Source organism: Fructobacillus sp. ChS1-6f1-1-27 (genome assembly GCF_059579415.1).
This window is the reverse complement of record NZ_JCAOER010000003.1, coordinates 122,418-148,762: the sequence shown is the minus strand read 5'-3', so window position 1 is coordinate 148,762 and position 26,345 is coordinate 122,418. Positions and strand designations below refer to the sequence as shown.

The window sequence follows — 26,345 nt, the reverse complement described above, 5'->3', positions numbered from 1 at the left end:
ACTTACTCAACTTTTTTGTAAAACCGTAATCGTTTCAATATGGGCCGTTTGTGGGAACTGGTCCACCGGAACCACTGGACCCTTGATGACATAGCCCTGGTCTTTGAACAAGGCAATGTCTCTGGCCGCCGTTACCGGGTTACATGATACGTAAACAACCCGGTCTGGCCCCATTGCCACTGTACTATCAATTAAAGCACTTGTTAAGCCTCGCCGCGGCGGGTCAACAAAGACCACATCCGGCTGAATGCCAGCCTCCTGCCATTCTTGGAATTGCACAGGGGCATCTTTTTCGATATAGGTCGCGTTTTGGATGTTATTCAAAGCCAGGTTTTTGTTCGCATCGACAACAGCGCCTGACACAACCTCGACACCAATCACCTGCTTAACCCGGTCAGCAACCGAAATCCCAATCGTGCCGATGCCGGCATAAGCATCAACTACTAGGTCGGTTTCTTTCAACTCGGCCAGGTCGGCCGCCTTTTGGTAGAGCTTTTCGGTCATAACTGGGTTAACTTGGTAAAAAGAATTTGGCCCAATCAAAAACTTTTTATCAAAGAGCGTGTCTTCAATGGCATCCTTGCCAAATAAGGTCCGGTTTTTTGCACTCAACAAAACGTAATCTTTCTTCGGGGCATAGTTCCAGATCAATGATGTCAAATCCGGCAAAGCCGCCTGAATCCTTTGAACTAAGTCGTCCTCTTGGTCAACCCTATCTTGATTGGCCACTAGGACCACCATTAGCTGTTCGGAGTAATACCCCCGGCGGACCATCACGTACCGGATGGCCCCAGCCTCAGCATCTGGGTCAAAGGCCGAAATTCCAAGGTCTTTGATAATATCACGGACAATCACAATGACTTCATCCAAGCGAGCATCGTTAACATAGTAGTCTGTCATTGAAACTAAATGGTGGGACCCACGTTGGTAAAAGCCAGACAGCAGGTCACCATCTTGGTACTTCAACGGCACGACCGTTTTGTTCCGGTAGTAATTAGGGGCCGTATCCATTGTAATTGGTTCAGCCACTTGAACTTGCAGGCCGGCATCCTCAAAGTTCTTTTGCACTTGGGCTTTTTTAAAGGCAACCTGGGCTTGATAGCCCCAGTTTACCAAGGGTGCGGTCCCCGCTTCAATCAGGTACTGCCGGTCTTGGTTTTGCCGCAAATCCGACGACTTGACCCAGTTAATAATTTTGCCATAAGCAGAGTGCTTATCGACTTGGATAATTTGAACGTCGACCACTTCACCAAGCATGGCATCAGCTAGGTAAATTGGGTAGTTTGGCTTGTCTTCTAAATAGGCCATCCCCATCGCATTTTGACGAATTGCTGATACAGTCAGCTCAAGTCGTTGATTTAATTGAACGGGTACAACCGTCTTAGCCATCCAAGCCTCCTTTAAAAAATATGTATTAAGGAAAAAAACGCCCACCAAGGTGAGCGCTTTTTAATCCAGAACTTAATCGTTGTTCTTAAAACCGAAGTTAGCAAACTTCTTGTTAAACTTGTCAACCGCACCATCGGCTTGGGTAAACTTCTGCTTACCAGTGTAGAATGGGTGGGAATCTGAAGTGATTTCCATACGGATTGATGGGTATTCTTGACCGTCAAATTCAACAGTCGTATCAGTTTCAGCAGTTGAAGCTGACAAGAACTTCTTACCAGTTGCAGCATCAATGAAGACAACTGGACGGTAATTTGGATGGATATCTTGTTTCATGAGTTTCTCCTTAGCGCCCTGGTCTTTGTCAACCAGAGTCAGTTATTAACCTAATTATTCTACCATGGACCCTTGGTTTAAGCAAGGACTTTATGGCATCAAATTAATCATGTCAACGCCTTCGATGGTTAAATCAACCCCAAGATCTGCTAACTTTTCAGCCAAGCGGTCATAGCCACGCAAAATGTGGGTCGCATTATCAACAATCGTTTGACCGTCCGCCATAATTCCAGCAATTATCAATGCAGCCCCTGCACGGATTTCGGCAGCTTCAACTGTCGTACCAACCAAACGTTCGGAATGGTTGACCTTGATTTCACCAGGGTTAACAGATGACACTTCAGCCCCCATCCGACGGAGTTCCGCCACATGCTTGTTTCGCATCGGGTAAATCGTTTCGGTAATCACACTTTCACCATTTGCTAGGAAAAGCAACGGTGTAATTGGTTGTTGTAAATCAGTGGCAAATCCTGGGTATGGCATTGTTTTAATAGCAACAGGCTTTAAATCATGGCTTGGTCCGATATAAACGGAATCTTCACCAATCGTCATATCAACGCCCATTTCCACTAACTTAGAAGTATATGACTCCAAGTGCTCTGGAATAACATTTTTAACAGTTACTCCTTCGCCAAATGCAGCAGCCATCGACATATAGGTTCCGGCCTCAATCCGGTCAGGAATGACCGTATGAGTATTCCGTGCTTCCAGCCGGTCAACCCCGGCAATTCGGATCGTATCGGTTCCAGCACCACGGATATTGGCGCCCATGTTGTTTAAGAAGGTCGCAATATCGATGATTTCTGGTTCCTTGGCAACGTTTTCAATGATGGTCTGACCCTTAGCTCGGACCGCTGCCAAAATAATGTTAATCGTTGCACCGACCGAAACCGTATCAAGGGTAACGCGGGCACCCTTCAAACCATTTTTGCTAGCATCGATGTTAATGACATCATCTTTTTCGGTCACGACCGCACCCAAGGCTTCAAAGCCCTTAATGTGCTGGTCGATTGGACGTGAACCCAGGTTATCACCGCCTGGGAAAGTCACCGTTGCCCGACCGAACCGGCCGAGCAAGGCCCCCATAAAGTAATAAGAAGCCCGCAAGGACTTAATTGCTGAAGATGGGAGTTCTGATTCCATAATTGTTGTTGGATCAATTGATAAATTGCCTTCCATGAAGTCAGAGCGGACGTTCATTGCGGCCAAAATATATTGTAAGTTTTTAACGTCTAAAATCTGGGGGACATTATCAAATTTAACTGGTGTATCCGCTAAAATAGCGGCCGGAATCAACGCAACGGTTGAGTTCTTGGCACCACCAATTGTGACCGATCCTGAAATCTTTCGGCCACCATTAATTATAATTTTTGCCATGAGGGCTTATCCTACTTATTTTTGGTCTTAGTGTAATTATATCTTTTTTGTTACAAAAGCTCAATTACTTTAGCGAATTTCCCCATTAAATTCTTTGACCAATTCAGCTGTCATTTTGTCAAAATCGGTCGTGACATTCTCTTCTACCAGGGTATCAGTCAAGTCTTGGTAGACTAACTGGTAAGCCAATGACTTCTTACCCTCTGGCAAACCTTGGCCTTCATACAAGTCAAAGAAAGTGACTTGTTGCAAGTACTGGCCACCGTTGGCAACAATACTAGTTTTGACTGTTTCTTCGCTCACTTCTTGGTCAACTAAGATGGCTAAGTCCCGGCTAATTTGCGGGTACTTAGAAATTGGCTGGTAAGCAACAACGTTTTGACTTTTGGCAATCACTGCTTCTAAGTCCAACTCAAATGCGAAGACCGCTGGCAACTTTTGGTTGGCCAATAATTCTGGGTGGATTTGGCCGACAAAGCCCAAGTAGGTATCACCTAAATAAATATCAGCTGTTTGGCCAGGGTGCATCTGAGCGTGGACCTGGCTTTGAACAAAGCGGGCGCCTTGAATGCCAATCGTTTCAAGGTAAGCTTCGACCCGACCCTTAATAGCAAAGAAGTCAACTTCTTGGTCTTTTTGGCCAGCCTGCCAAGTTGATTCAGCCAAGTTTCCAACTATCACACCAGCCAAGTGTTCGCGTTCTTCAGGCTGCTTATCTGCTGTCGTTGCCAAGAAGACCCGGCCCTGTTCGTACAAGTAAATATCCTTGACTGACCGGGCAACGTTATAAGCAACATCGTCAAGCAAACCAGCCAGCAAATTTTGCCGGGCAGTCGTCCGGTCTGATGACATTGGGTAATCCAAGGCCACCGCTTGGCGGTCCTGATTAAAGCTAAACATCATCGCTTTTTCAGGCGTAGTCAAAGCATATGAAATCGCTTGGTCAAAACCAAGGCCTTCCATAATTGACCGGCTGGCCCGGATTTTTTGCTGTCGGGCAGTCAACTTACCTGGGGTAGTTTGACCAACAATCAAGGCAGTTGGCAAGTTATCATAACCATATATCCGGCCAACTTCTTCAATCAAGTCAGCAGGAATCGTCAAATCAGTCCGTCGGCCCGGAATGGTAACCGTTAGCTGACCGTTTTGGTTATCGACTGGCAAAGACAGGCGGGCAAAAATCGCCAAAACTGTTTCAACTGATAAGTCGGTTCCCAAAATCTGGTTAATCCGGTCAACGGAAATATTAATCGTAGTTGGCTTGTGGTAGCCAAAGCCAGCCTGGCTAATACCAGGAGTTAACTGACCGTCGGCCAACTTTGTCGTATAAGCGGACACTTGGTCCAAAACCTCAATGGTTTGATCCAAGTCAATCCCACGTTCAAAGCGGAAAGAAGCTTCTGACCGGAGAGTATGGCGGCGGGCTGCCTGACGGATTTTACCTAGGTTAAATTGACCAGCTTCAATCACAACGCGAGTGGTTTGATCTGTCACGGCAACATCTGCAGCGGCCTGGATACCGGCCAATGAGATGACCTGGTCACCTGCTGCAACCACAATATCTTGACCAGGACGGAGGTCAACAGCTTCTTCAGCAGTCGCCTGCGCCAATTTTTCACCTTCTTTTGCCAAACGAACGGTCAATTCTTGACCGTTAATTTGGTCCAAGTCATAAACCTGGACTGGTTGCCCCGTCAAAAGCATCCAGTAGTTAGCCATATCAACCACGTTGTTAACCGGCTTAAAGCCAGCATTCCACAACCGGCTTTGCAACCAGAGTGGTGAGTCTTGGACATGGAGGTCCTCGATAACTCGGACCCCATAACCAGTGGCCAATTCTTCGTCCACTTTAACAGTCACAACAGAATTAGAATTGGCTTGGTCAGCCAGCAAAACTGGTGTTGGCAACACCACTTCTTGATCAGTCATGGCCGCCATTTCATAGGCCATCCCCGTCATTGACAACAGGTCGGCCCGGTTTGGAGTCAAGTCGGTATCGATGATTGGGTCGAGCAAGCCAAGGGCATTTAACCCATCATCGCCAGGATTCACGCCAGCATCATCTGCAAAGACGTGGATACCAAGGGCTAATTCTTGTGGGGCCACGGCGTCAGGCAAGCCGATTTCTTGCAAGGCGACCAACATTCCAAGGGATTCTTCACCACGGAGCTTGGCCTTTTTAATTTTTACTAGTTCGCCTGATTCGCGGTCAATAATCGTTGAACCAACCGTTGCCAAAATTACCAACTGGCCTTCGGCCACGTTTGGTGCCCCAGTCACAACTTGGAAAGTCTTTTCGCCATCAAAAACTTGGGTAATGTGCAAGTGGTCTGAATCAGGGTGGTCAACCACGGTCTCAACTCGAACGACAACTAAGCCAGACTGCTTGGCAGCTGGGTTACCGACTGATTCGAGCTCAACACTTGTTTTTTCGATTTGCTGGGCTAGGGCCAAAACACTTTCATCTGATAAGTCTAGACCGGGTTTCAAGTATTCATTAAGCCAGGTTAAGTTTGTTTTCATGATTAGTTTCCTCGCTGGTTAAATTGGTCTAAGAAGCGGACATCATTCAAGTAGAACTGACGGATGTCTTCAACGCCGTACTTCAACATGGCAAAGCGGTCTGGACCCAAGCCAAAGGCAAAGGCCGAGTATTCTTCAGGGTCAACCCCGTCCATCTTCAAGACGTTTGGATGGGTCATCCCGGCTCCCAAAACTTCAATCCAACGGATGTCTTCTGGCTTGGTATCTTCGGTCACTTCGTCCCAAGAAACATCGACTTCAACAGAAGGTTCCGTAAATGGGAAGTAAGATGGACGCAAACGAATTTGGTGCTTTTCGCCGAAGAGTTCTTGCATAATTGATAGCAAAGTTCCCTTCAAGTCGGCCATCGTAATATTTTTTCCAACAACCAATCCTTCAACCTGGTGGAATTGGTGGGAGTGGGTCGCATCATCAGTGTCACGGCGGTAAACCTTACCAGGGGCAATCATCTTCAATGGCCCCTTTGAAAAGTCATGCTTTTCCAAAACGCGGGATTGGACCGGCGAAGTCTGCGTCCGCAATAGAATTTCTGGGGTCACATAAAAAGTATCTTGCATGTCCCGAGCCGGGTGGTCCTTTGGCAAGTTTTCCCGTTCAAAGTTATATTCATCGGTTTCAACTTCCGGTGAGTCAATTGGATCATCAATGACTTGAAAGCCAAGACCCAAAAAGTGAGTTTCAATTTCATCAATAATTTGCTGCAAAACGTGACGGTTGCCGACTTCTGGCTTAGCACCTGGTAGCGTCACGTCAATCGTTTCAGCAGCCAACTTGGCATCTAAAGCTGCCTTTTTCTGAGCCGCCTGCTTATCAGCTAAGTCTGCTTGGATTTCTTGGCGGACCTGGTTTCCCACCTGGCCAACCGCCTTCTTTTCATCAACCGACAAGTCCTTCATCGACTTCAAAACGGTCGTAATCTTTCCCTTTTTACCAAGGTATGCGACCCGAACTTGTTCAAGGTCAGCCCCCTCTTCAGCTAAGTCCGCCTTGGCCTGCACAGCTAGTGCTTGTAATTCATCAATTAGTGTCATTTTCTTCCTCTTTTTTCCAAATAAAAAAGTCCCTCACGTTATAAAACGTAAGGGACGTAAGAGAACTTCCGCGGTACCACCCAGTTTCTAGCAGTTGCTAGCACTTGAAGCCGGTATCGGCGGCTGCCGTTGGCGGTTAAGCCAAAGTCTCCAGACTGAAATTCAGGGTTTTCTTAGACGGCCTTCCACTGGCTACCGCTCGCTTGACTAAGAAAGGACCCCTACTAGGTCTTTCATCGTAAGTTCAGTATACCAGATTTAACCGTTGCTTTCACACCTTAGTTGACTTGGTGGTCAGTTCCTTTACCAGTCAAAACATCCACCACATCATCAACCGCTGTCTTAGCAACTTCATAGATAGCTTCCTTTGAAATCATACCAACGTGTGGCAAAACAAAGGCATTTGGCAATGACAGCAATTCGTTTTGTGGTGAAACGGGTTCGTGGGTGACAACATCCAACCCTGCCCCAGCAATTTGACCCGACTTCAAAGCCTTAATTAAGGCCGGTTCATCAATGACTGGCCCACGGCCAACGTTAACAATCACAGCAGATGGCTTCATCTTGTCAAAGGCGGCTTGGTTAATCAAGCCGGTTGTTGCCGGTGTTGCTGGAACCGCTGAAACAATAAAATCGGCCTGTTCAAAGATTTCATCCAAGTCGGCCATCCGGCCATTTGGTACTACACGGTCATGACGGGCATAGGCCAGGATATGGACGCCAAAGCCAGACAAGAGTTTGGCAATTGTTTGGCCAATATGACCAAAGCCGATAATTCCAACAATCTTACCGGAAACTTGCTGGCCTTGTTGGCCAACCAGGTACTTTTGATCAGCTTCATTGGTGATAGAATCATGGCGGGTCACAAAGAGCCGACCAGCGTTTAACATCAAACTAACGGCCGTTTCGGCTACGGCTGTCGCGTTAGCCCCGGGCGTATTGGTGACAATAATACCTCGGTCTTTAGCAGCTTGTAGGTCAACGTTATCATAGCCAACACCATGTCGGGCGATAACCTTCAAGTTTGGGAACCGGTCCATCACGGCCCCGTCCACCTTATAAATCATCAAAACCATTCCAACGACGTCTGGATCACCGGCAAAGTCTTCAGCACTTTGTTGCTTGTTAGCTACGATTTCGTAACCAGCCTTCTTCAAGGGAGCTAAAGCATCTTCGTTAATGCCGTCAAATACCAAAACTTTTTCCATGGAGTCTATCTTCTTTCTATTCTTACTTTTGTTCTAACAATACTTCTAACTGGTTCAACCGGTCTTCAAAAACCTTAAAGGCCTGATCAAGGTACTCACCTTGTTCCATATCAACCCCGGCCTTTTTAATCACAGCCAATGGGTTAGCAGATGAGCCAGCCTTCAAGTAGTCTTTATATTGTTCGGCCTGACCTTTTTCAACAATGTTTTGAGCCAGAGTGGTTGCGGCCGCTTCCCCGGTTGAATACTGGTAAACGTAGAAATTGTAATAAAAATGCGGAATCCGAGTCCACTCATAAGCAATTTCTTCGTCCTTATCTAGGGCTGGTCCGTAGTACTTGGCATTCAAATCACCGTAGTAATTAGCCATGCTTTCAGCAGTTAAGGCCTGACCCGCTGCATCTTGGTCATGGATCCAGGCTTCAAAGTTGGCAAACTGAGTTTGCCGGTAAACCGTCCCCTTGAACCCATCCAAGTACTGGTTCAAAACATAGGCTTGGACCTTAGGGTCATCATAGGTCTTTAAGAGGTAGTCCGTCAAGAGCCCTTCATTGGTTGTTGAGGCAATTTCAGCCAAGAAAATTGGGTAATCGCCGTAGTAATAAGGCTGGTTATGCCGGGTCAAATAAGAGTGAACCGTGTGCCCCATCTCATGGACCAGGGTATAAACGTTGTCCAGAGTGTCTTGCCAATTTAACAAAATGTATGGGTTAGTATCATAGGCCCCACCGGAATAGGCCCCAGACCGCTTCCCCTTGTTTTCAACCACGTCAATCCACCGTTCAGCAAAGGCCTTTTTGACGACTGCCAAATAATCCTCACCCAGAGGAGCCAAGGCCCTCAAGGCAATTTCCTTAGCGTCTTCATAAGTCACTGGCAAATCAACTTCATCCGTCAACGAAACATACAAGTCGGCTGAATGAAGGTGGTCAACGCCCAAAACCTTTTTGCGTAAGGCGACATAGCGGTGCAAGAGTGGCAAGTTTTCTTCAACCTTTTGGTTCAACGTATCGTAAACCGCCGTTGGAATTTGGTTTGAAGTCATCGCTGCTTGCTTAGCTGACTCGTACTTACGAGTCTTAGCCAAAAAGTTATGCTTTTTAACCGTGGCTGACAGGGTCGAAGCAAAGGTATTCTTCAATGACATGTAAGCGTCATAGAGGCTAGTAAAAGCTTCCATCCGCACTGCTGGTTTCTTCGACCGGAGCATGATGGCGTAAAGTCCATTGGTCAATTCTTGGACCTGACCGTCTTCATCCATCACATCGCCAAAGTCGATATCGGCATTGTCCAAAACTGAAAAGGTCTGTTCAGCAGATGACATCACCGTTGAAGCTCCTGCCAACAAAGCTTCCTGGTCAGCTGGCAAAGTATGAGGCTTTTCTGCTAACAAGACTTCAAAGAAGTGAGCATAATGCTTTAACCCTGGCGTAGCCAAGTACTGGTCCAAGGTTTTAGCGTCCATGGCCAAAACTTCTGGTTGAAAGAAAGCCGTTTTCTGGCTCACTTGAGCCAACAAGTCTTGGGCCTGGGCGTTCATCGCTGCATAAGTGCTGTTGGCCGTGTCCTGGTCAAACTTTTGGTGAGCATAAACGTACAAAGTTTCAAAGGCCCGTTCGATGGCTAAATCAGTCTCCAAGCCAGCTTGCAAAACCTCAGCAGAGTCAGCCAGGTGGCCAACATACTGGTCTAAGTCAGCCAAACGGTTTTGGAGGTCCTGAAAGGCTTGTTCATAAGCCTGGTCATCTTTAAAAATCGTCGATAAGTCCCAAGTTAACTCACTTGGAACCTCTTGTCTGGTAATTTGTCCCATCACATTTTTCTGCGGATTTTTAGTCCTCACAACCCACAGAATTCCCCCTTTGTTCTTTTAACTCATTTTAACATAGGGCTTTTAATCGGTGACAAATTCAGGCAGGTTTTGTACCAAGATTTGCTGGTGTGAGATGACCACAATGTTTCTCTTGACCATCTCTGCTAGCACAATTTTTATTTCTACTTGAGAGCCCAGGTACCCCGGGTAGAAATAACGAGATAACCGCTGATAAAAGGCGGCTAGGTTGACAGACTTTTGAAGACCCTTTTCCAATAATACCCAAATCACGAGGCGGAAGTGCCAGTTTGGCACCTTCAAGCCAAAAGTCTTTCCTAATAAGCACCAGTCAGGTACCTGGTCTAATCGATAGCCCCGCTGGTATAAGTAGGCAATAATTTTTGGGTCAGCTCTTTTTTGGAGCATGAGCAACATCAGTTTAGTCCGCTGATAGTCAACTCTGGCCTGGTCCTTGGCAACATTAATCGGTTGGCCCAGCCTGTTAAATTGTTGGGGTCCCTCCAAGCCCACTAGTTTTCGCCACTGATTTTCAGCCACTCTGTAAGTCGGCCTGTGAAAGTCTTCTTTCATAAAATCAGTCCTCGTCACTAACCGCCTGCCCTCTGGTAAAAAGAACCATAGCTGACCTGCCTGTTCAAACCGACAAATTGTTTTAGCAGACAACCGTTTTTCAAAGTATTTTGGTCCTAATACCCAGCAGACTGTTAGGCCGACCCTAGCATACCCGGCATTGCGCCTTGATAATAAATCCGGACTAATTGGGGAACACTGATATTCAACGGCCAGTTTATCCCCATCTGCTCGTTTTAAAAGCAAATCTGGCCGCTGGCTAATTTCAGACAGAACAGGTTCAATTTGGACAGAGCCAAAGACCTGCAAATGTTTAGCTAAAGCTAGTTTGCCGGACAAGTGGCCCAGACTTTCGCCTTCTGTTAAAAAGTGACAGCGGTGCTCTTTTTGGTGAGCAAAGTGAGCCACCATCACAGTCCCCCGCCTGAGTAAAACAGGCGCTAAACAGCCTGGACAGAAGTAATCCTGACTGCGGTCTGCCTGTTCAGCCAGGCAATATTCTTGTTGTTGGTTTAGTGCAATTAACATAAAAAAGACCCCAGTTCATTAGACGAACTGGAGTCAAAATTATTTTAATTATTTTTAGCGTAACCGCTTCTTCAACCAATTTGATAGCCAAGTTAAGAGCGTAATCACAATTAAGTAGATTACTCCAACAATGGCCCAAACCCGGAATCCCTGAGAGTTACGAGCAACAATCAACGTGCCGGTCTGAGTTAATTCCAAGATACCGATGGCTGACAAGATTGACGTATCCTTCAAGGTAATGATGAATTGGTTAACAAAGGACGGCACAATGATCTTCAACCCTTGTGGCACAACCACCTTCCACATTGACTTACCATATGGCAAACCAAGTGAGCGAGCAGCCTCTAACTGACCGTCATCAACAGCTTCGAATCCACCACGAACAAAGGCACCGGTATAAGCACCTTCGTTCAAAATCAACGTTAGCAACCCAGCAGTAAAGGCTGGAATCTTAGCACCAACCACGCCAGGCAAACCGATATAGATAAAGAAGGCCAAAACCATCAGTGGCAAACCACGGAAGATATAAATGATTGTCGTTGACAAAGCACGAATCCACTTTGATTGGGCAATACCCATGAATCCAAGTAACAAGCCCCAGAGGGAAGCTAAGATAATTCCCGCAACGGTCAAGTAAATTGTTTGAACTAAGCCGTTCCAGAAGGCAGTCTTGTTTGACTTCAGAATTCCCCAAACAGAGTTGTTATCAGACTGGTTACCAGCAAACTTTGATTGCTTTGAGTTCAAGTACTTGTTAACAATCTTTTGGTAAGTCCCATCGGCCTTCATTTGCTTCAAGGTCTTGTTAAAGTCGGCAATCAACTGTGGGTTTGACCCCTTCTTAACGAAGAAACCATATGAGCCAGCGTTACCAGGGTTGTTTTCGTTGCGAATTTCAAGCTTCAAGCCGTTCTTGATAGCATATTGCATCACGGGCAGGTCTTCAAAGGTAGCAGCAGAGTTACCGTTGACAACATCGTTATACATGGTATCGGTGTCGTTGAAGTACTTAACCTTAAAACCGTACTTCTTTTGCATTTCCAAACCGTAGTTTGCAGCGGCAGTACCAGACTTTAAGGCAACCGTCTTGCCCTTCAAGTCAGCCAAAGACTTAATCTTGGAATTTTTCTTAGTAACCCAGGCAACCCCAGAAGCATAGTAAGGGTCTGACACATCATAGACTTGCTTACGTTCGTCAGTAATTGCCATTCCGGCAATAATTCCGTCTGCCTGGCCGTTGGCCACCATTTGAGCCGCTGAGTTAAAGGACATTGGCTTCAAAGTATAGGTAAAGTGGTTTCGTTTCGCCACTTCTTTTAAAATATCTTGGTCAATTCCAACATAATTATTATTCTTATCTTGGAAATCAAAGGGTGCATAAGTGGCATCCGTTGAGATAATGTAGTTGGGTTCAGAAGCACTGGCGCGGTTTCCAAGGGCAATTAGTCCAAAGAAAAACGCCAAGACAACCAAAAGCGGCTTTAATCGTTGCTTGACCATAAATCTTATTCTTCCTATTCTATCAATGGCTAAGAGAAAGGCTTACATCACCTTTGACAAGAAGGTTTGCAAACGTTCGTTCTTTGGCGCATTGAAAACTTGTTCAGGCGTACCGGATTCTTGAATCTTACCAGATTCGAAGAAGACCACTCGGTCAGCCACTTGCTTGGCAAAGCCCATTTCGTGGGTAACGATAATCATCGTCATTCCAGACTTAGCCAACTTCTTCATGACGTCCAAAACATCGCCGACCACTTCAGGGTCCAAGGCAGAGGTTGGTTCATCAAAGAGCATAATATCTGGGTCCATTGCCAAGGCACGAGCAATCGCGATTCGTTGCTTTTGTCCACCAGACAATGAATTAACGGAAACATTGGCCTTGTCAGGCAAACCAACTGTTTCAAGCAGTTCCTTGGCCTTCTTTTCAGCTTCTTCCTTGGTCATCTTACCCAATTGAACGGGTGCCAAGGTGATGTTTTCCAAAACTGTGTAGTTATTAAAGAGGTTAAAAGTCTGGAATACCATTCCAATGTTTTCACGGACCTTGTTAATATCAGTCTTTGGGTTTGAAATATCAAATCCGTCAACTTCAATCAAACCAGAATTTGGTTCTTCCAATTGGTTTAGCATCCGCAAGAAAGTTGACTTTCCTGAACCAGATGGGCCGATCATTACAACCACTTCGTTGTCTTCAACATCCAAAGAAATGTCACGTAAAACGTGGTTGTCACCGTATGACTTGTTGACCTTGTCAACGTGTACTTTTACTTGCTTTTCTTCACTCATACTCGTGTCCTTTTTTCAACCCAGTTACTAAACCATGTTAGTAACGTAATTACAATTAAGTATATCACAGCAACAATTGCCCACACACGGAATCCCTGAGAATTTCGAGTAACAATTAACGTTCCTGTTTGTGTCAATTCCAAAATACCAATAGCAGAAAGAATTGATGTATCCTTCAACGTGATAATGAATTGGTTAATAAATGAAGGAACCATCAACTTCAAACCTTGTGGAATGATAACCTTACGCATGGCTGCCGAGTGTGACAAACCAAGTGACCGGGCGGCTTCCATTTGACCAGCGTCAACAGAATTGAAACCGCCGCGAACAAAGGCACCAGTATAGGCTCCTTCGTTTAAGACTAAGGTCAAAACGCCAGCGGTAAAGGCCGGAATCTTGGTTCCCAAAGCGACTGGCAAACCAATGTAGATAAAGAAGGCCAAAACCAACATTGGCATTCCACGGAAGAAGTAAATGATGGTTGTTGAAATAGCCCGAACCCAGGCAGCCTTAGCAACACCCATTACACCCAAGACCAATCCGAAAATTGAAGCTAAGATAATTCCAACCACTGTCAAATAAAGGGTTTCTTTCAAGCCAGACCAGAAAGCAGAGCTGTTTGAAGTCAAAATGCCCCAAACAGTGCTATTGTCAGAGGATGACCCAGTAAACTTAGAAGCAGAAGAATCCAAGTACTTGTCAACAATCTTTTGGTAAGTGCCATCAGCCTTGATAGCAGCCAGACCATTGTTAAATGATGTCAACAATTGCTTGTTAGCGCCCTTTTGAACGGCAAAGCCATAGTCACCAGCGTTAAATGGATTCTTAGCGTTTTGGACCTTCAACTTTGTACCGTTCTTAATCGTATATTGCAAAACTGGCAAGTCACCGAAGGTAGCGGCAGAGTTACCATTAATGACGTCACGGTAAGAAGTATCAGAATCAGAGAAGTAAGTAACCTTAAAGCCGTACTTATCCTTGATTGATTCAGCGTACAAGGCTCCAGCAGTTCCGGTCTTCAAAGCAACCGTCTTACCACGCAAGTCATCTAATGACTTAATCTTTGAATTCTTTGCCGTTGCCCAGCCAATGCCACTGTTATAGTAAGGCGTTGAGAAGTCAAAGACCTGCTTACGGGCGTCAGTAATCGACATACCAGCAATGACACCATCGGCCTGTGATGATGAAACCGCTTGAGTTGCCGCGTTGAAAGACATTGGCTTTAACTCGTAAGTAAAGTGTTCTTTCTTGGCAATCGCAGCCAATAAGTCTTGGTCAATTCCAACATACTTGTTGTTCTTGTCTTGGAAGTCAAAGGGTGCATAAGTTGCATCCGTTGCAATCACATAATGCTTTTCGCTTGCAGAAGCAGGCTTAGCGCTTGGTAGGCCAAGCACCAAAAAAGCTGCCAGAGCAGCCACCAAAGTCAAAAGTCCCTTTTTCATAATAACCTCTTTTTTATCTTGATTTAATTGTACCAAAAACTGCCCCAGCCCGTCTGGCCGATGTCAGTTTTTATGACATCGCCGGTCTAGTCCAAGTCAGATTTAAAAGGTCGTTCTAAAGTTAAAAACTCTGCTATAATGAGGTCGATGACAGAGTGGATTAGCCAAACAATCGAGCCTTGGATGCCCGCTGGTGCGCTAAAGGCCAAAGATGATTACGCCAAAATTGCTGTAGAAAACCATTGGCAAATCCTGCCAATCGAACGCTATAACGATGACAGACTCGGAGCCGTTGTCCGCTCTGAAAAAATCACGGCCTGGGTTGACCAAGTTCACACCGGTGACCTTGTTTTACACCAATTCCCTACATATCTAAGCACAACCTTTGAACAAGAGTGGCAAGAAGCCATTCAAACCGTTGGTGCTTACTACGTCTTACTAATCCATGACTTTGAGCCCTTCCGACTAGATAAAAAAACTAGCACGGAATTTGATTTAGCCAAAAAAGCTGACCTAATTGTGGTCCATTCACAGGCCATGGCTGACAAATTAAAACAGAACGGTGTCAGCACTAAAACAATCGTCCAACCACTCTTTGACTACTTAGGACCGACGACAAGGCTAGCCCACTTTAGCCAAATGGTTAACTTCGCCGGTACTTTTCAAAAATCTCCCTGGTTACATGACTATACCGGACCAAAGGTTCGACTCTTTGGATCCAAACCGCGAAAATGGAAGGACTGGCAAGTCCCAGCAAATATTGACTGGCAGGGCAACTTAGACCCCGACGAAATCACGACAGCCCTAACTGATGGCTTTGGTCTAATCTGGGATGAAGACATTGACAAGGGCCTGTACCAAACCTACACCAAAATTAACGCCCCCCATAAGGCCAGCCTCTATCTCAAAGCCGGCCTACCGTTGATTGCTTGGAACCAAAGTCATATCGGACGACTAATTAACCAGCACTACCTGGGCTTCACTATTGAAAATCTCAGTGACCTAGAACCGGTTTTGAAGAATACAACCGCTAACCAATATCAAAAATGGCAGAATAACTTGCAACCATTCCGCGACAAAGTCAGCCAGGGCGACTTCACTAAGAGGACTCTTCAGCAAGTTAAAACCTTTTTCAACGACTAAAAAAGTACCACGCTTTTCTAATAGAAGAGTTGTGGTACTTTTTGCTTTTATTTTCAAAGTTGCTCAAAGGCCTGCGCCAAGTCCCCCTTCAAATCTTCCAAATCTTCCAGTCCAACCGAAAACCGTAGCAACCCATCCGTAATTCCGCGGTCATGGCGTTCTTCTCGTGATAATTCAGCATGCGACATCTTGGGTGGGTAAGACAAAATTGATTCGGTTGCACCCAAAGAAACTGAAAAAACAGGAATTTTAGTCAGTTCGGCCACCTTGCGGGCATTGTCTTCATTGCCTACATCAAAGGACAAAACCGCCCCACCGGCCTTTGCCTGAACAGACTGAACATTATAACCGGAGTGACTAGTCAAACCAGGGTAGTTTACCTGGGTCACTTGGGGTTGACCACCCAGCCATTCTGCCAAGGACTGGGCATTTTGATTTTCTTTTTCAACTCGGATCGCCAAGGTCTTAATTCCACGCAGCAAGAACCAGGAATCTAAGACACTCAGAGTTGCTCCCATGGCGTTTTGTAAGAAATAGATTTGCTCGCCTAAGTCCTTACTTTTTGTGACCACCAAGCCAGCCAAAACATCACTGTGGCCAGCGATAAACTTTGTCCCGGAGTGCAGGACCAAGTCGGCACCCAAGTCCAGAGGCTTTTGCAAGATTGGCGTCATAAAGGTATTATCAGCAAAGACCAAGGCCCCGTGTTGGTGGGCAATCTCAGCAACACGGCGGATGTCGGTTACTTGCAGGGTCGGATTGGACGGCGTTTCCAAATAAACCACCCGGGTATTATCCCGAAAAGCAGCTTCCAAAGCCGCTTCATCACTCAAGTCAACAAAGGTATAAGAAATCCCATACTTGACCAAAATCTCAGTAACCAAGCGGAAGGTCCCACCGTAAATATTTTTAGTTAAAATCACGTGGTCACCCTGGTTCAGCGTCAATAAGGACGTTGAAATGGCCGCCATCCCCGTTGCAAAAGCAAAGCCACGGCTGCCGTGCTCCAGGTCAGCAATACTTTCTTCTAAGACCTGCCTGGTTGGGTTGCCCGACCGGGCGTAGTCGTACTGGCCAAAGTGGTCAAAGTCCTTTTGCTCAAAGGTGGATGATAGGTAAATCGGCGGGTTAACTGCCCCCGTGGCAGGGTCTGGTTTGGTTGTGGACTTAATCGCCTTCGTCCAATCAGAGTATTCTTCAATCGACATCAGCTTCCTCCTTAACGGCTTGTTGTAGCGCTTGGTTAATATCATGAACTAAGTCAGCTTGGTTTTCAATTCCACAAGAAATTCGCAACAGGTTCTTAGTCAGTCCCCGCCGGTTCCGCTCTTTTTCTGATAAATTAGCATGAGTCTGAACTGCTGGCACCGTCACCAAACTTTCAGTCCCACCCAGGCTTTCAGCAAACGACAACACTTCTAGTGACTGTAAGAACCGATTGATGTCAACAGTATCTTTGACATATAGGCTGACCATTCCGCCCCGACCAGGGTACAGAACCTTTTCAACCAAGGAATGCTCTTGCAAATCAGCCACAATCGCCGTCGCATTTTTCTCCTGCCGCTCTAAGCGAAGTGGCAGGGTTTTTAAGGAACGCAACAGCAACCATGAATCAAATGCTGACAAATTTGGACCAGTCGTGATTAAATTACTGCCAATCACTTCGGCAGTCTTTTCGTCCTTACAAACCACCACCCCAGCTAACAAATCATTGTGTCCAGACAGGTATTTGGTCGCCGAATGAACGACCACATCAGCCCCTAACTTCAAGGGCTGCTGGATCAAGGGTGTGTAGAAAGTATTATCAACAAAGAGCTTGGCCCCAAAGCGGTGGGCATGGTCTGCTGCTTTTTTGATGTCAATTACCTTCATCAGCGGGTTCGACGGGGTTTCTAACCAGAGACCTTTGCCACCATCTGCTAATAACCCATCTAATTGCTGGTAGTTTTGCCCGTCCCATTCGCTAAAGCGTAAGTGATATTGCTCTTCTAACAAGTCAAAGAAGCGGAAGCTGCCACCATATAAGTCATCTGAGACAATAATATGGTCACCCGTGCCAAATTGGCTGAGCGCCAACTGGATGGCTGCCATTCCTGACGAGACCGCAAAGGCCTTCGTCCCTTCTTCCAACCGGGCCAAAACATCTTCTAAAACATCCCTAGTCGGAATATTCATCCGCGAATAATCATAACCAGTTGATTGGCCTAAGCCCTCATGCCGGTAGGCTGTTGAAAAATACAATGGCATCGAAATTGACCCGGTAACATTATCCACCCGGTTACCAGCCTGGGCTAGGATTGTCTCAATCTTTTTGGTCCACGAACAGTCACTTGTTGTCATACATACTCCTTTTGATTTCAAATCTTCCTACTAACTACCAAATTAATGCTTACAACGAAACCACTTTCCGGTCATAACTAACTTCTCCTTCTTCAATCAAATCCAACCAATTTTGGTATAACAACTGGCTGCTCTCCCGCCAGGTGTTTTTCACTTCTTCACCATGGTCATAATAGCCATCCGGATAGTAATTTTTTGGTTCGACAATTACCCGGCGTAAATTTAAATCCCGCCGGTACTCCTCATCCAAAGTATTTGTTTGGTACTCCGCGTGGCCAGTTAAGTAAGTCTGCCTTTGGTCCGAATCGGCCAAGATAATTGGCCCGGCTTCCTGGCTATCAACCAAAACTTCCAAACCCTCTGGCAAATCCTGCCGGTCAACTACTGCTTCAGAATGCCGCGATTGGGGTACCAAGACCCGGTCAAAGCCCCGAACCAAGGGGCTGACCTTTTGAACAGCAACTCCCTCGTAAATGCCAAAGAGCTTACAGGCGAGTGGCTGTTTTTCAATCCCAAAGTCTTGGTACAAAGCTGCTTGAGCAGCCCAACAGGTATTGATCGTTTGCTTAACGTGGGTCTTGGCCCAGGACCGGATTTGCAAAAATTCTGACCAATAGTCGACGTCCTCAAATTTCAAACTTTCAAGTGGCGCCCCCGTAATAATCAAACCGTCAAAATTTTGGTTGTGTACGTCTGCTAAGTTAGCATAAGTAGCCTCGATTTTGGCCTGACTAACCGTTTTAAACCGGTGCGACTGAGCATAGAGGAAGGTGACTTCCACATCTTGACGAAGGCTATCCAACAATTCCAAAAACTGCTGTTCGGTATTGACCTTAGTTGGCATCAAGTTCCAAACCAAAATTCGCAGTGGCTGGCTAACCACCTGGTCCTGCCATTCACCCTTGTCATGTAAAAATCCATTTACTGCGGTTGCTGTCATTTTCTTCCTCCTTTTTCCAAATAAAAAACGCCCCTAGAACTACAAAAAGTAATTCTAGGGGCGCCTAAATCAATGGCACGGTACCACCCTACTGTTGGTTTATTGACCAACCCTCAAGACACTAAAGAAGCTATCTATCAACACAGTAACGTGTGTTAACCCGTGGATAGCTCATCGAAACTCACCACCCAAACCATTTTTAAAGACCATCTTCAACATCCTTTGAAATACCCGCTTTCACCAACCCGGGCTCTCTTCTCAAATCAAATGAACGTTTACTCATCTTTTTATTAGCTGAATATAATTTATTTGTTGTTTGTATCTTAGGGCTTTGAATTTTATTTGTCAACAGTCAATTAGAATCTTTTTAATAAATTCCACTGCCACTAAGTTAGCAAAAAAGGACAAGAGCCTGACTTTACAGTCATTTTCTTGTCCTTTAAAAATTTTAGCAATTATGCCCCAAAAATCTTAGCAACTTGGGCTTGCACCTTGTTCAAGTAAGTTTCTTGGTCCTTTTCAGACTGGTCAAACATGCCTTCGTCAATAGCTTGCTTGTCTAACAAGACACCATCAGCCATCATCTTAGTGGCATCGGCGTAATCTTGGTAAGCCTTCGCCAAAATCTTGTGAACACCGAGGAAACGAACTGGGGCGGTTAAGCCTGCCAAAGTCTTGGCGTTTTCTTGGTAGACAGCAACAGCATCGTCAAATTCTGACTTAATTTCGGCAAATTCAGCCTTGGGCATGTCAGCCAAAGCACCCTTTTCCTTTGCTTCATCGAGCCTCACGTAAAATGGTGAAACTTGGTCAGCTGTTTCTTGGGTCTTCGTCAACACTTCTTGAATGCTTTGCAAGTAATACTGTAATTGTTTGGGGTTAAATTTAGCCACTATCTTTTATCCTTTATTGAAAAATTGTCGTTGCACCCATTTTACCAGTTCAACAATCACAATGATAGCAAAAGCTGCACCCAGAACAATTGACCACTGGTGACCATTCAAGGCCGTCACGTGGAAGATTGGGTTCAATGGTTCGATAAAGACCACGGCCATCATGGCAAAGAGTGAGAAGACCAACGCCCAGTTAAAGAACTTATTTGAGAAGGCCTGCTTACCAATTTCTGACTGGTAAACACTCTTAACGTTAAAGGCGTTAAACATTTGCATCAAACCTAAGGTCATAAAGGCCATCGTCAAGGCATCGGCGTGGGCCAAGCTCGTTGCAGCGTGGTCTGGGAAAGCTAAGGCTAAGCCATAAACGCCCAAGACCAAGGCTGCTTGCAACATTCCCTGCCAGATAATGGCAGATCCGACTCCACCAGATAAGAAGTTTGCCGACTTACCCCGTGGCTTTTGGGACATCACACCCTTTTGGGCTGGTTCCAAACCAAGGGCAATTGCTGGCAAAGTATCAGTCACCAGGTTAATCCATAAGATCATCACTGGGGCCAAGACTTCCCAACCAAGCAAGGTCATCATAAAGATCGCAATTACTTCGGCTAAGTTTGAGGCCAACAAGTACTGCAACGCCTTTTGAATGTTGGAGAAGACCTTCCGGCCTTCCTTAACGGCTGAAACAATCGTCGAGAAATTATCATCGGCCAAGACCATATCGGCCGCTTCCTTGGAAACTTCCGTTCCGGTAATTCCCATCGCAACGCCAATATCGGCTGTCTTCAAGGCTGGTGCATCGTTGACCCCGTCACCAGTCATGGCAACGACCTTCCCCTTATCCTGCCAAGCCTTCACAATTTTCACCTTGTGAGCTGGGGCAACCCGGGCGTAAACATGGACGTCTTTGACCTTTTGGTCAAATTCTTCTTCAGACATTTCGTCTAAATCAGCCCCGGTCATCACAGCCTTGGTCCGGTCCTCATCCTCTTCCAGGATGCCTAACCGACCAGCGATTGCTGCCGCCGTCTTCGGGTGGTCACCAGTAATCATGATTGGTTGGATACCAGCCTGCTTGGCTTGGGCAACCGCATCCTTAACTTCCGGACGTTCGGGGTCAATCATGGCAATCATGCCGACCAAGGTCAAGCCCTGTTCAACTTGGTCAGCTGCTAATTCAGCTGGCACTTCATCCATATTCTTAGTAGCAAAGGCCAACACTCGTAAGGCTTGGTCAGCCAACTGAGCGTTGATATCTTGGTACAGAGCCAAATCGGCCTCGGTTACCGGCCGGGCAGCCCCATTTTCCATAACCTGAGTAATCCGGGCTAAGATGGAATCCGGTGCCCCCTTAACGGTTGCTTCATAGGCTGAACCTTCGGCATGGACAGTCGTCATCAACTTTCGTTCGGAATCAAATGGAATCTCATTCAACCGTGGCTTAGCAGCCAACATTTTCTTGTAGTAATCAGGACGGTACTTTTGGTTAAAGGAAATCAAGGCCGTTTCGGTCGGGTCACCAACCAAGCCATTATCCGTTTCCTTGGTATCGTTGTTTAAGGCTAACAAATCGGCCAACTTAGCTAAGGCCGGGTTGTCTTGTTTAGTTTCAAAGGGGTTTTCTTCTTTTAAGTCAATAATTTGACCATCCAAGACCAACTTTTCGACCGTCATCTTATTTTGGGTCAAAGTTCCAGTCTTATCAGAACCGATAATATCGGTTGACCCTAAGGTTTCAACCGCTGGCAACTTACGAACCAAGGCAGCCTTTTTGGCCATCCGGGCCGTACCAAGGGCCAAGGTAACCGTCACAATCGCTGGCAAGCCTTCTGGAATTGCGGCAACGGCCAATGAAATTGAGGTCAAAATCAAGTCAATAATCTTGGCGTTTTGAGTAAAGTAACCCACCATGAAGGTCAAAGCGGCAATTCCCAAAATCAAATAAGTCAAAATCCGGCTCAATTGGGCCAAGTTTTCTTGCAATGGCGTCTTATTTTCATCAGCCGACTGCAAGGATTCGGCAATCAAACCGACTTGAGTCTTCATTCCGGTTGCAACCACAACCCCAGTCGCCTTTCCATAGGTGACGTTGGCATTCATAAAGGCCAGGTTGGCTTGGTCACCCAATGGCAGCTTGTCACCAGACAAGGTATCGGCAGTCTTTTCAACGGGAACTGATTCACCTGTCAAAGTTGATTCTTCCACCCGTAGGTTGGCAACATCGACCAACCGCAAGTCGGCTGGAACAACATCCCCCGCTTCCAAATAAACGACATCCCCGGGCACCAAGTCCGTCGCTAAGACTTCTTGGTCCTTACCATCACGGATAACCTTGGCCTTTGGAGTCGCTAAGGCCTTCAAGGCGTCAATCGCCCCTTCAGCCTTCGATTCTTGGAAAACACCAAAAATAGCGTTAATAATGACAATCGCTAAGATAAAGATGGCATCAGTCTGTTCACCGGTAAAGGCTGCCACTAGGGCAGCCACCAGCAAAATTCCAATCATCAAGTCCTTAAACTGGTCCACAAACTTTTGAAAAAGGGACTTCTTTTTCTTAGCCACTAAGGCGTTTTGCCCGTATTCTGCCAACCGGTCTTGGACCTGGTTCTTTGACAAACCAGCCTGAGCACTGGTTTCGAGCTGACTGGTTAAGTCAGCCACATCTACTTGGTAAGCTTTCTTCGACAAGGTTCTCTCCTTTATTGTCTACTTTTTCTGCGGTAAAAGAAAAAGACCCATACCACACAAAAATAAGTGTTAGTATGAGTCTCACTGTTTAAGGCTGAGCCGGTGTCATCGACACGATATAAAACATTGCTGTTTTGCTTTGACGGTTATCAGCCACGAACATTTCGTCAGTTACTCCCTCAGAAATTTAACTATGTCATTATTATAACAGAATTTTTTCAACTGGTAAACATTTCGCCCGACTTTACGGCTAAACCACGGTATTTATTCATTTCTTTTTAATTTTTCTTGACATACTTTCAAAAGCCCGTTATGATTGAAACATCGAAATAAACAAGTTGATCAGGAAAGTAAAAAGCAAACTTGGCTTAGAGACTTACCGGTTGGTGCAAGGTAAGGTAAGCAAGCTTTTGAAAATGACCTGTGATTGGCGACTGCGACCCGGTTTACCGTTAGCAGTCGACGGTTTGGCCCTCGTTACTTGGGCACACCATTCGGCTAGGATCATTCCCCGATGCCCGATGGTTAGTGAGCTGCCTAAGGGTAACCCTAGGCAAAAACTCAGAATGGTAACGCGAAAGTCGCTTCTGTCTTAAATCTTAGAGATAGAAGCGACTTTTTTTTGTTATCAAATATATACCTACCTGCGCAGGAGAACACACATATCATGACAGCAAAACGTTGGCTTAAATTAGGAATTGGTTTTCTAATCCTAGTAATCCTTGGCTACTTTAGTTTTGGTAACCCCGGAAAGAGCACACAAAAGACCGTAACCGTTGGAATTATGGCCGGTGATAAATCAGATGACGCCGTTTGGCAAAGCGTTGCTAAAACAGCAAAATCAAAGTACCACATCACCATCAAATTCAAGCAATTCACCGACTACTCACAACCAAACAACGCCCTGCAAAACGGTGACGTTGATTTGAACGCCTTCCAACACTACGCCTTTCTAAAGGCTTACAACCAAAAGAATGGTAACCAGTTGAAGGCAATCGGTGAAACGGTCATTAGCCCAATCCACTTGTACTCGAACACTTATAAGAAGGTTTCTGAATTTAAGGATGGCGATACCATCGCCATTCCAAACGACCCTTCTAATGAAAGTCGGGCCCTATACCTACTAAAGTATGCCGGATTAATTAAGCTCAAGTCAGGCCTGTCACTTGCAACAACCAAAGACATTACGTCAAACCCTAAGAACTTGAACATCAAGGAAATGTCTGCTGACCAAACGGCCCGGACACTTGATAATGTTCAAGGGGCAGTCGTGAATGCCAACTACGCCAAGACGGCCAACTTGAAGGAAAAGCAATCAATCTTCACGGAACCACTGAACAAGGACTCCCACCAGTGGGTCAACATCATCGTGGCCAAGAAGTCTGATGCTTCCAACAAGCTCTACCAAGATGTCGTCAAAGCTTACCAAACAACCACAACGAAGAAAGTGTTGAAGGAACAATACGGCTCAGCCGAAATTCCAGCTTGGGACCGGGCCTTTAACTAAATCTTCTTATTTACTAACGGGAGAGTTTAGCTATGAAAAAAATTATTACTTGGACTGTTGTTGTCCTTGCCTTAATCGGGATCACCTATGTTTCTTTCTTTAACCACGGTACTCAAGCCTCAAAGACTGTTAAAGTCGGGGTCATGACCGGTAATAAGGCCGATGATGCCATTTGGGCCCAAGCCGCCAAAACTGCTAAGAAGAAGTATGGGATTACCCTTAAGACCGTGAAGTTCTCGGATTACTCACAGCCTAACAAGGCCTTGCAAAACGGCGAAATTGACATCAACGCCTTCCAGAACTACCCATTCTTGGAAAATTGGAACAAGGCGAATAAGACCAACATTGTCGCAATTGGTGACACTTGGACGACCCCATTGCGCTTGTACTCTGACTCTTATAAAAAGGTTTCTGATATTCCTGATGGTAGCCAGATTGCTGTTGCTAACGATGTTACCAACGAAAACCGCGGCTTGCATTTGCTCCAAGAAGCCGGCTTGATCAAGTTGAAGAATACCAACAAGGCAACCACTAAGGACATTACCTCAAACCCTAAGAACTTGCAAATTGTGGCAGTTGACGCCTCGCAAACAGCTACTTCATTGAAGGACCCTAAGTTTGCTGGTGCCGTTATTAATACCAACTATGCCCAAACAGCTGGTATTAACTTCAACTCCGCCATCTACGTCGAAGGTTTGAACAAGAACACTACTCAGTACTTTAATTTTGTGGCTACAACCAAGAAGGAAAAGAACAACAAGTTGTACAAGGACGTTGTTAAGTCACTTCAGACCGATGAAACTAAGAAGTTGGTCAAGAAGTACTACGGCAGCGCCGAAGTCACGGTTTGGGACTATAACAAATAAAACCAAGCAAGCGGGCCTTGCCCGCATACATATTATCCAAAATGAACGGAGGAAAAATTCATGACAGACCGCTACCAGCAATACTTAGACCTATTAGCTGACTTAATCCACCAACCGAGTGTCTCAGCTAAACATGCCGCTTTGCCAGAAACCGCTGCCATTATCGGCCAGGCCTTAACCGATTTGGGTGGTCAGGTGACCATCGATGACCAGTACTTTGCCCCGCTCGTAATTGGCCAATTCAAGAGTAATGCCCCCCAGGCTAAAACCTTACTGATTTACAACCACTACGATGTCCAACCAGCCGAACCGCTTGACTTATGGGATTCAGACCCCTGGACCTTAACGAAGGTTGGCGACCAACTAGTCGGCCGTGGCGTTAATGACGATAAAGGTAATCTCACCGCCCGGTTAACGGCCTTGGCCGAATACCTCGATGAAAACAACGGCCAACTACCAGTCAATATTACCTTTGTGGTCGAAGGTTCAGAGGAAACAGCTTCCCAACACCTCGATGACTACTTAGCCAAGTACCAAGACTTAAAGGCAGACTTAATCATCTGGGAATCAGGCAACAAAAACGAAGCTGGCCAACTCGAACTCAGTGGTGGAAACAAGGGGATTGTCACCTTTGACGTTAAGGCAAAAACAGCAGTAGACGACCTCCACTCTTCTCTAGCCACGGTTGTTAATTCAGCAGCCTGGCGGTTATCGCAGGCCTTAGCCACTTTCTTTGACCAAGACGGTCATGTCTTAGTTGACGGTTTCTTTGACCAAGTGATTGCCCCAAACGACCGCGAAATCGCCCTAATTAACCAACTGGACCAAAACCAAGCTGATTTTGCCAAGGCCCACGGGCTTAAAGCCCCACTCTTGGCAACCAGGGACCGACAATCCTTCCAACAGGCTTTACACTTTGAACCAAGCCTAAATATTGAAGGCATCACTTCCGGCTACCAGGGTCAGGGTGTTAAGACCGTTCTCCCTGCTGAGGCGAGTGCTAAAATGGAGGCGCGGTTGGTCCCAGGCATGGACCCCGATGTCACTTTGGACAAAATCAAGGCCCACTTGGCCAAGCAAGGCTTTGACGACATTATCGTTGAAAAGACCCTTGGCCAGCCTGGCTACCGGTCTGATATGTCGGACCCTGAAATCTTAAAGGTTGTCACCCTGGCTAAAGAGTTGTCTGGCAAAGAACCAGTGGTCACCCCTACTAGTCCGGGAACCGGCCCCATGGCCTACGTCAACAATGCCATCCAGGCCCCAATTATTAGCCTTGGCATTGGTTACACTCACAACCTAGACCACGCCCCCAACGAAAACATCCGGCTGGTCGACTACCAAGAAAATATAAAACTAATCAAGGCAATCATTAAAAACTACCAAGCCTAGTACCTTAGAAAGGAATGTGCATTCGCACAAG

At 46.0% G+C, this 26,345-nt stretch carries 20 protein-coding genes and 1 other annotated feature; of the genes, 4 read left to right on the top strand and 16 right to left on the bottom strand.

Going from position 1 to position 26,345, the window contains the following annotated elements; genetic code table 11:
* Positions 1-6: 6 nt before the first annotated feature.
* From rlmD to AC5162_RS02825, 11 genes are all read right to left on the bottom strand, one after another.
* On the bottom strand, positions 7-1,389 hold the full coding sequence (gene rlmD, locus AC5162_RS02875) for a 23S rRNA (uracil(1939)-C(5))-methyltransferase RlmD (protein WP_496533741.1): 1,383 nt from the start codon (positions 1,387-1,389) through the stop codon (positions 7-9).
* A 72-nt stretch (positions 1,390-1,461) separates the two neighbouring features.
* Positions 1,462-1,722 carry a type B 50S ribosomal protein L31 gene (locus AC5162_RS02870; protein ID WP_496533740.1) on the bottom strand — a complete coding sequence of 87 codons (261 nt, stop codon included), beginning with the start codon at positions 1,720-1,722 and terminating at the stop codon, positions 1,462-1,464.
* Between the two features lie 90 nt (positions 1,723-1,812).
* The gene (gene murA / locus AC5162_RS02865; RefSeq protein ID WP_496533739.1) at positions 1,813-3,099 is read right to left on the bottom strand and encodes a UDP-N-acetylglucosamine 1-carboxyvinyltransferase; all 1,287 of its coding nucleotides are present in this window, start codon (positions 3,097-3,099) and stop codon (positions 1,813-1,815) included.
* A gap of 69 nt (positions 3,100-3,168) precedes the next feature.
* Positions 3,169-5,622, bottom strand: coding sequence for a phenylalanine--tRNA ligase subunit beta (gene pheT / locus AC5162_RS02860; protein WP_496533738.1), 2,454 nt, complete (start codon positions 5,620-5,622; stop codon positions 3,169-3,171).
* 2 nt (positions 5,623-5,624) lie between these two features.
* Positions 5,625-6,674, bottom strand: a complete 1,050-nt coding sequence (gene pheS / locus AC5162_RS02855; protein ID WP_496533737.1) for a phenylalanine--tRNA ligase subunit alpha — start codon at positions 6,672-6,674, stop codon at positions 5,625-5,627.
* Positions 6,675-6,952: 278 nt separating this feature from the next.
* Positions 6,953-7,882: a phosphoglycerate dehydrogenase gene (locus AC5162_RS02850; RefSeq protein ID WP_496533736.1), complete on the bottom strand. Its 930-nt coding sequence runs from the start codon at positions 7,880-7,882 to the stop codon at positions 6,953-6,955.
* A 22-nt stretch (positions 7,883-7,904) separates the two neighbouring features.
* A complete protein-coding gene (gene pepF, locus AC5162_RS02845; RefSeq protein WP_496533735.1) occupies positions 7,905-9,695 on the bottom strand; it encodes an oligoendopeptidase F in 1,791 nt (596 codons plus the stop codon).
* Positions 9,696-9,776: 81 nt separating this feature from the next.
* The gene (locus tag AC5162_RS02840; RefSeq protein ID WP_496533734.1) at positions 9,777-10,814 is read right to left on the bottom strand and encodes a competence protein CoiA; all 1,038 of its coding nucleotides are present in this window, start codon (positions 10,812-10,814) and stop codon (positions 9,777-9,779) included.
* 54 nt (positions 10,815-10,868) lie between these two features.
* Entirely contained in the window at positions 10,869-12,314 is a 1,446-nt protein-coding gene (locus tag AC5162_RS02835) for an ABC transporter substrate-binding protein/permease (protein WP_496533733.1), read from the bottom strand.
* A gap of 42 nt (positions 12,315-12,356) precedes the next feature.
* On the bottom strand, positions 12,357-13,100 hold the full coding sequence (locus AC5162_RS02830; RefSeq protein WP_496533732.1) for an amino acid ABC transporter ATP-binding protein: 744 nt from the start codon (positions 13,098-13,100) through the stop codon (positions 12,357-12,359).
* A complete protein-coding gene (locus AC5162_RS02825; RefSeq protein WP_496533731.1) occupies positions 13,097-14,545 on the bottom strand; it encodes an ABC transporter substrate-binding protein/permease in 1,449 nt (482 codons plus the stop codon). The genes AC5162_RS02830 and AC5162_RS02825 overlap by 4 nt, the downstream gene beginning before the upstream one ends.
* A 147-nt stretch (positions 14,546-14,692) precedes the next feature.
* On the opposite strand from AC5162_RS02825, the gene AC5162_RS02820 reads away from it, so the two are divergent.
* Positions 14,693-15,688, top strand: coding sequence for a sugar transferase (locus AC5162_RS02820; RefSeq protein ID WP_496533730.1), 996 nt, complete (start codon positions 14,693-14,695; stop codon positions 15,686-15,688).
* A gap of 53 nt (positions 15,689-15,741) precedes the next feature.
* Here the strand turns inward: AC5162_RS02820 and AC5162_RS02815 are convergent, their stop codons facing one another.
* The 5 genes from AC5162_RS02815 to AC5162_RS02795 form a co-directional block, all read right to left on the bottom strand.
* Positions 15,742-16,896, bottom strand: coding sequence for a trans-sulfuration enzyme family protein (locus AC5162_RS02815; protein ID WP_496533729.1), 1,155 nt, complete (start codon positions 16,894-16,896; stop codon positions 15,742-15,744).
* On the bottom strand, positions 16,886-18,028 hold the full coding sequence (locus AC5162_RS02810; RefSeq protein WP_496533728.1) for a PLP-dependent transferase: 1,143 nt from the start codon (positions 18,026-18,028) through the stop codon (positions 16,886-16,888). Before AC5162_RS02810 ends, AC5162_RS02815 begins: the two co-directional genes overlap by 11 nt.
* A 49-nt stretch (positions 18,029-18,077) precedes the next feature.
* A complete protein-coding gene (locus AC5162_RS02805; RefSeq protein WP_496533727.1) occupies positions 18,078-18,968 on the bottom strand; it encodes a homoserine O-acetyltransferase/O-succinyltransferase family protein in 891 nt (296 codons plus the stop codon).
* Positions 18,969-19,423: 455 nt separating this feature from the next.
* A complete protein-coding gene (locus tag AC5162_RS02800) occupies positions 19,424-19,861 on the bottom strand; it encodes a chemotaxis protein (protein WP_496533726.1) in 438 nt (145 codons plus the stop codon).
* Between the two features lie 6 nt (positions 19,862-19,867).
* Complete coding sequence (locus tag AC5162_RS02795; protein ID WP_496533725.1) at positions 19,868-22,549, bottom strand: cation-translocating P-type ATPase; 2,682 nt, start codon at positions 22,547-22,549, stop codon at positions 19,868-19,870.
* 329 nt (positions 22,550-22,878) lie between these two features.
* Positions 22,879-23,141, top strand: a binding site (T-box leader).
* Positions 23,142-23,216: 75 nt separating this feature from the next.
* On the opposite strand from AC5162_RS02795, the gene AC5162_RS02790 reads away from it, so the two are divergent.
* From AC5162_RS02790 to AC5162_RS02780, 3 genes are read left to right on the top strand one after another with little or no spacing between them, the layout of a single operon-like run.
* A complete protein-coding gene (locus AC5162_RS02790) occupies positions 23,217-24,056 on the top strand; it encodes a MetQ/NlpA family ABC transporter substrate-binding protein (protein WP_496533724.1) in 840 nt (279 codons plus the stop codon).
* 32 nt (positions 24,057-24,088) lie between these two features.
* Complete coding sequence (locus tag AC5162_RS02785; RefSeq protein ID WP_496533723.1) at positions 24,089-24,922, top strand: MetQ/NlpA family ABC transporter substrate-binding protein; 834 nt, start codon at positions 24,089-24,091, stop codon at positions 24,920-24,922.
* Between the two features lie 60 nt (positions 24,923-24,982).
* Complete coding sequence (locus AC5162_RS02780; protein WP_496533722.1) at positions 24,983-26,314, top strand: M20/M25/M40 family metallo-hydrolase; 1,332 nt, start codon at positions 24,983-24,985, stop codon at positions 26,312-26,314.
* The last annotated feature ends 31 nt before the right edge of the window (positions 26,315-26,345 follow it).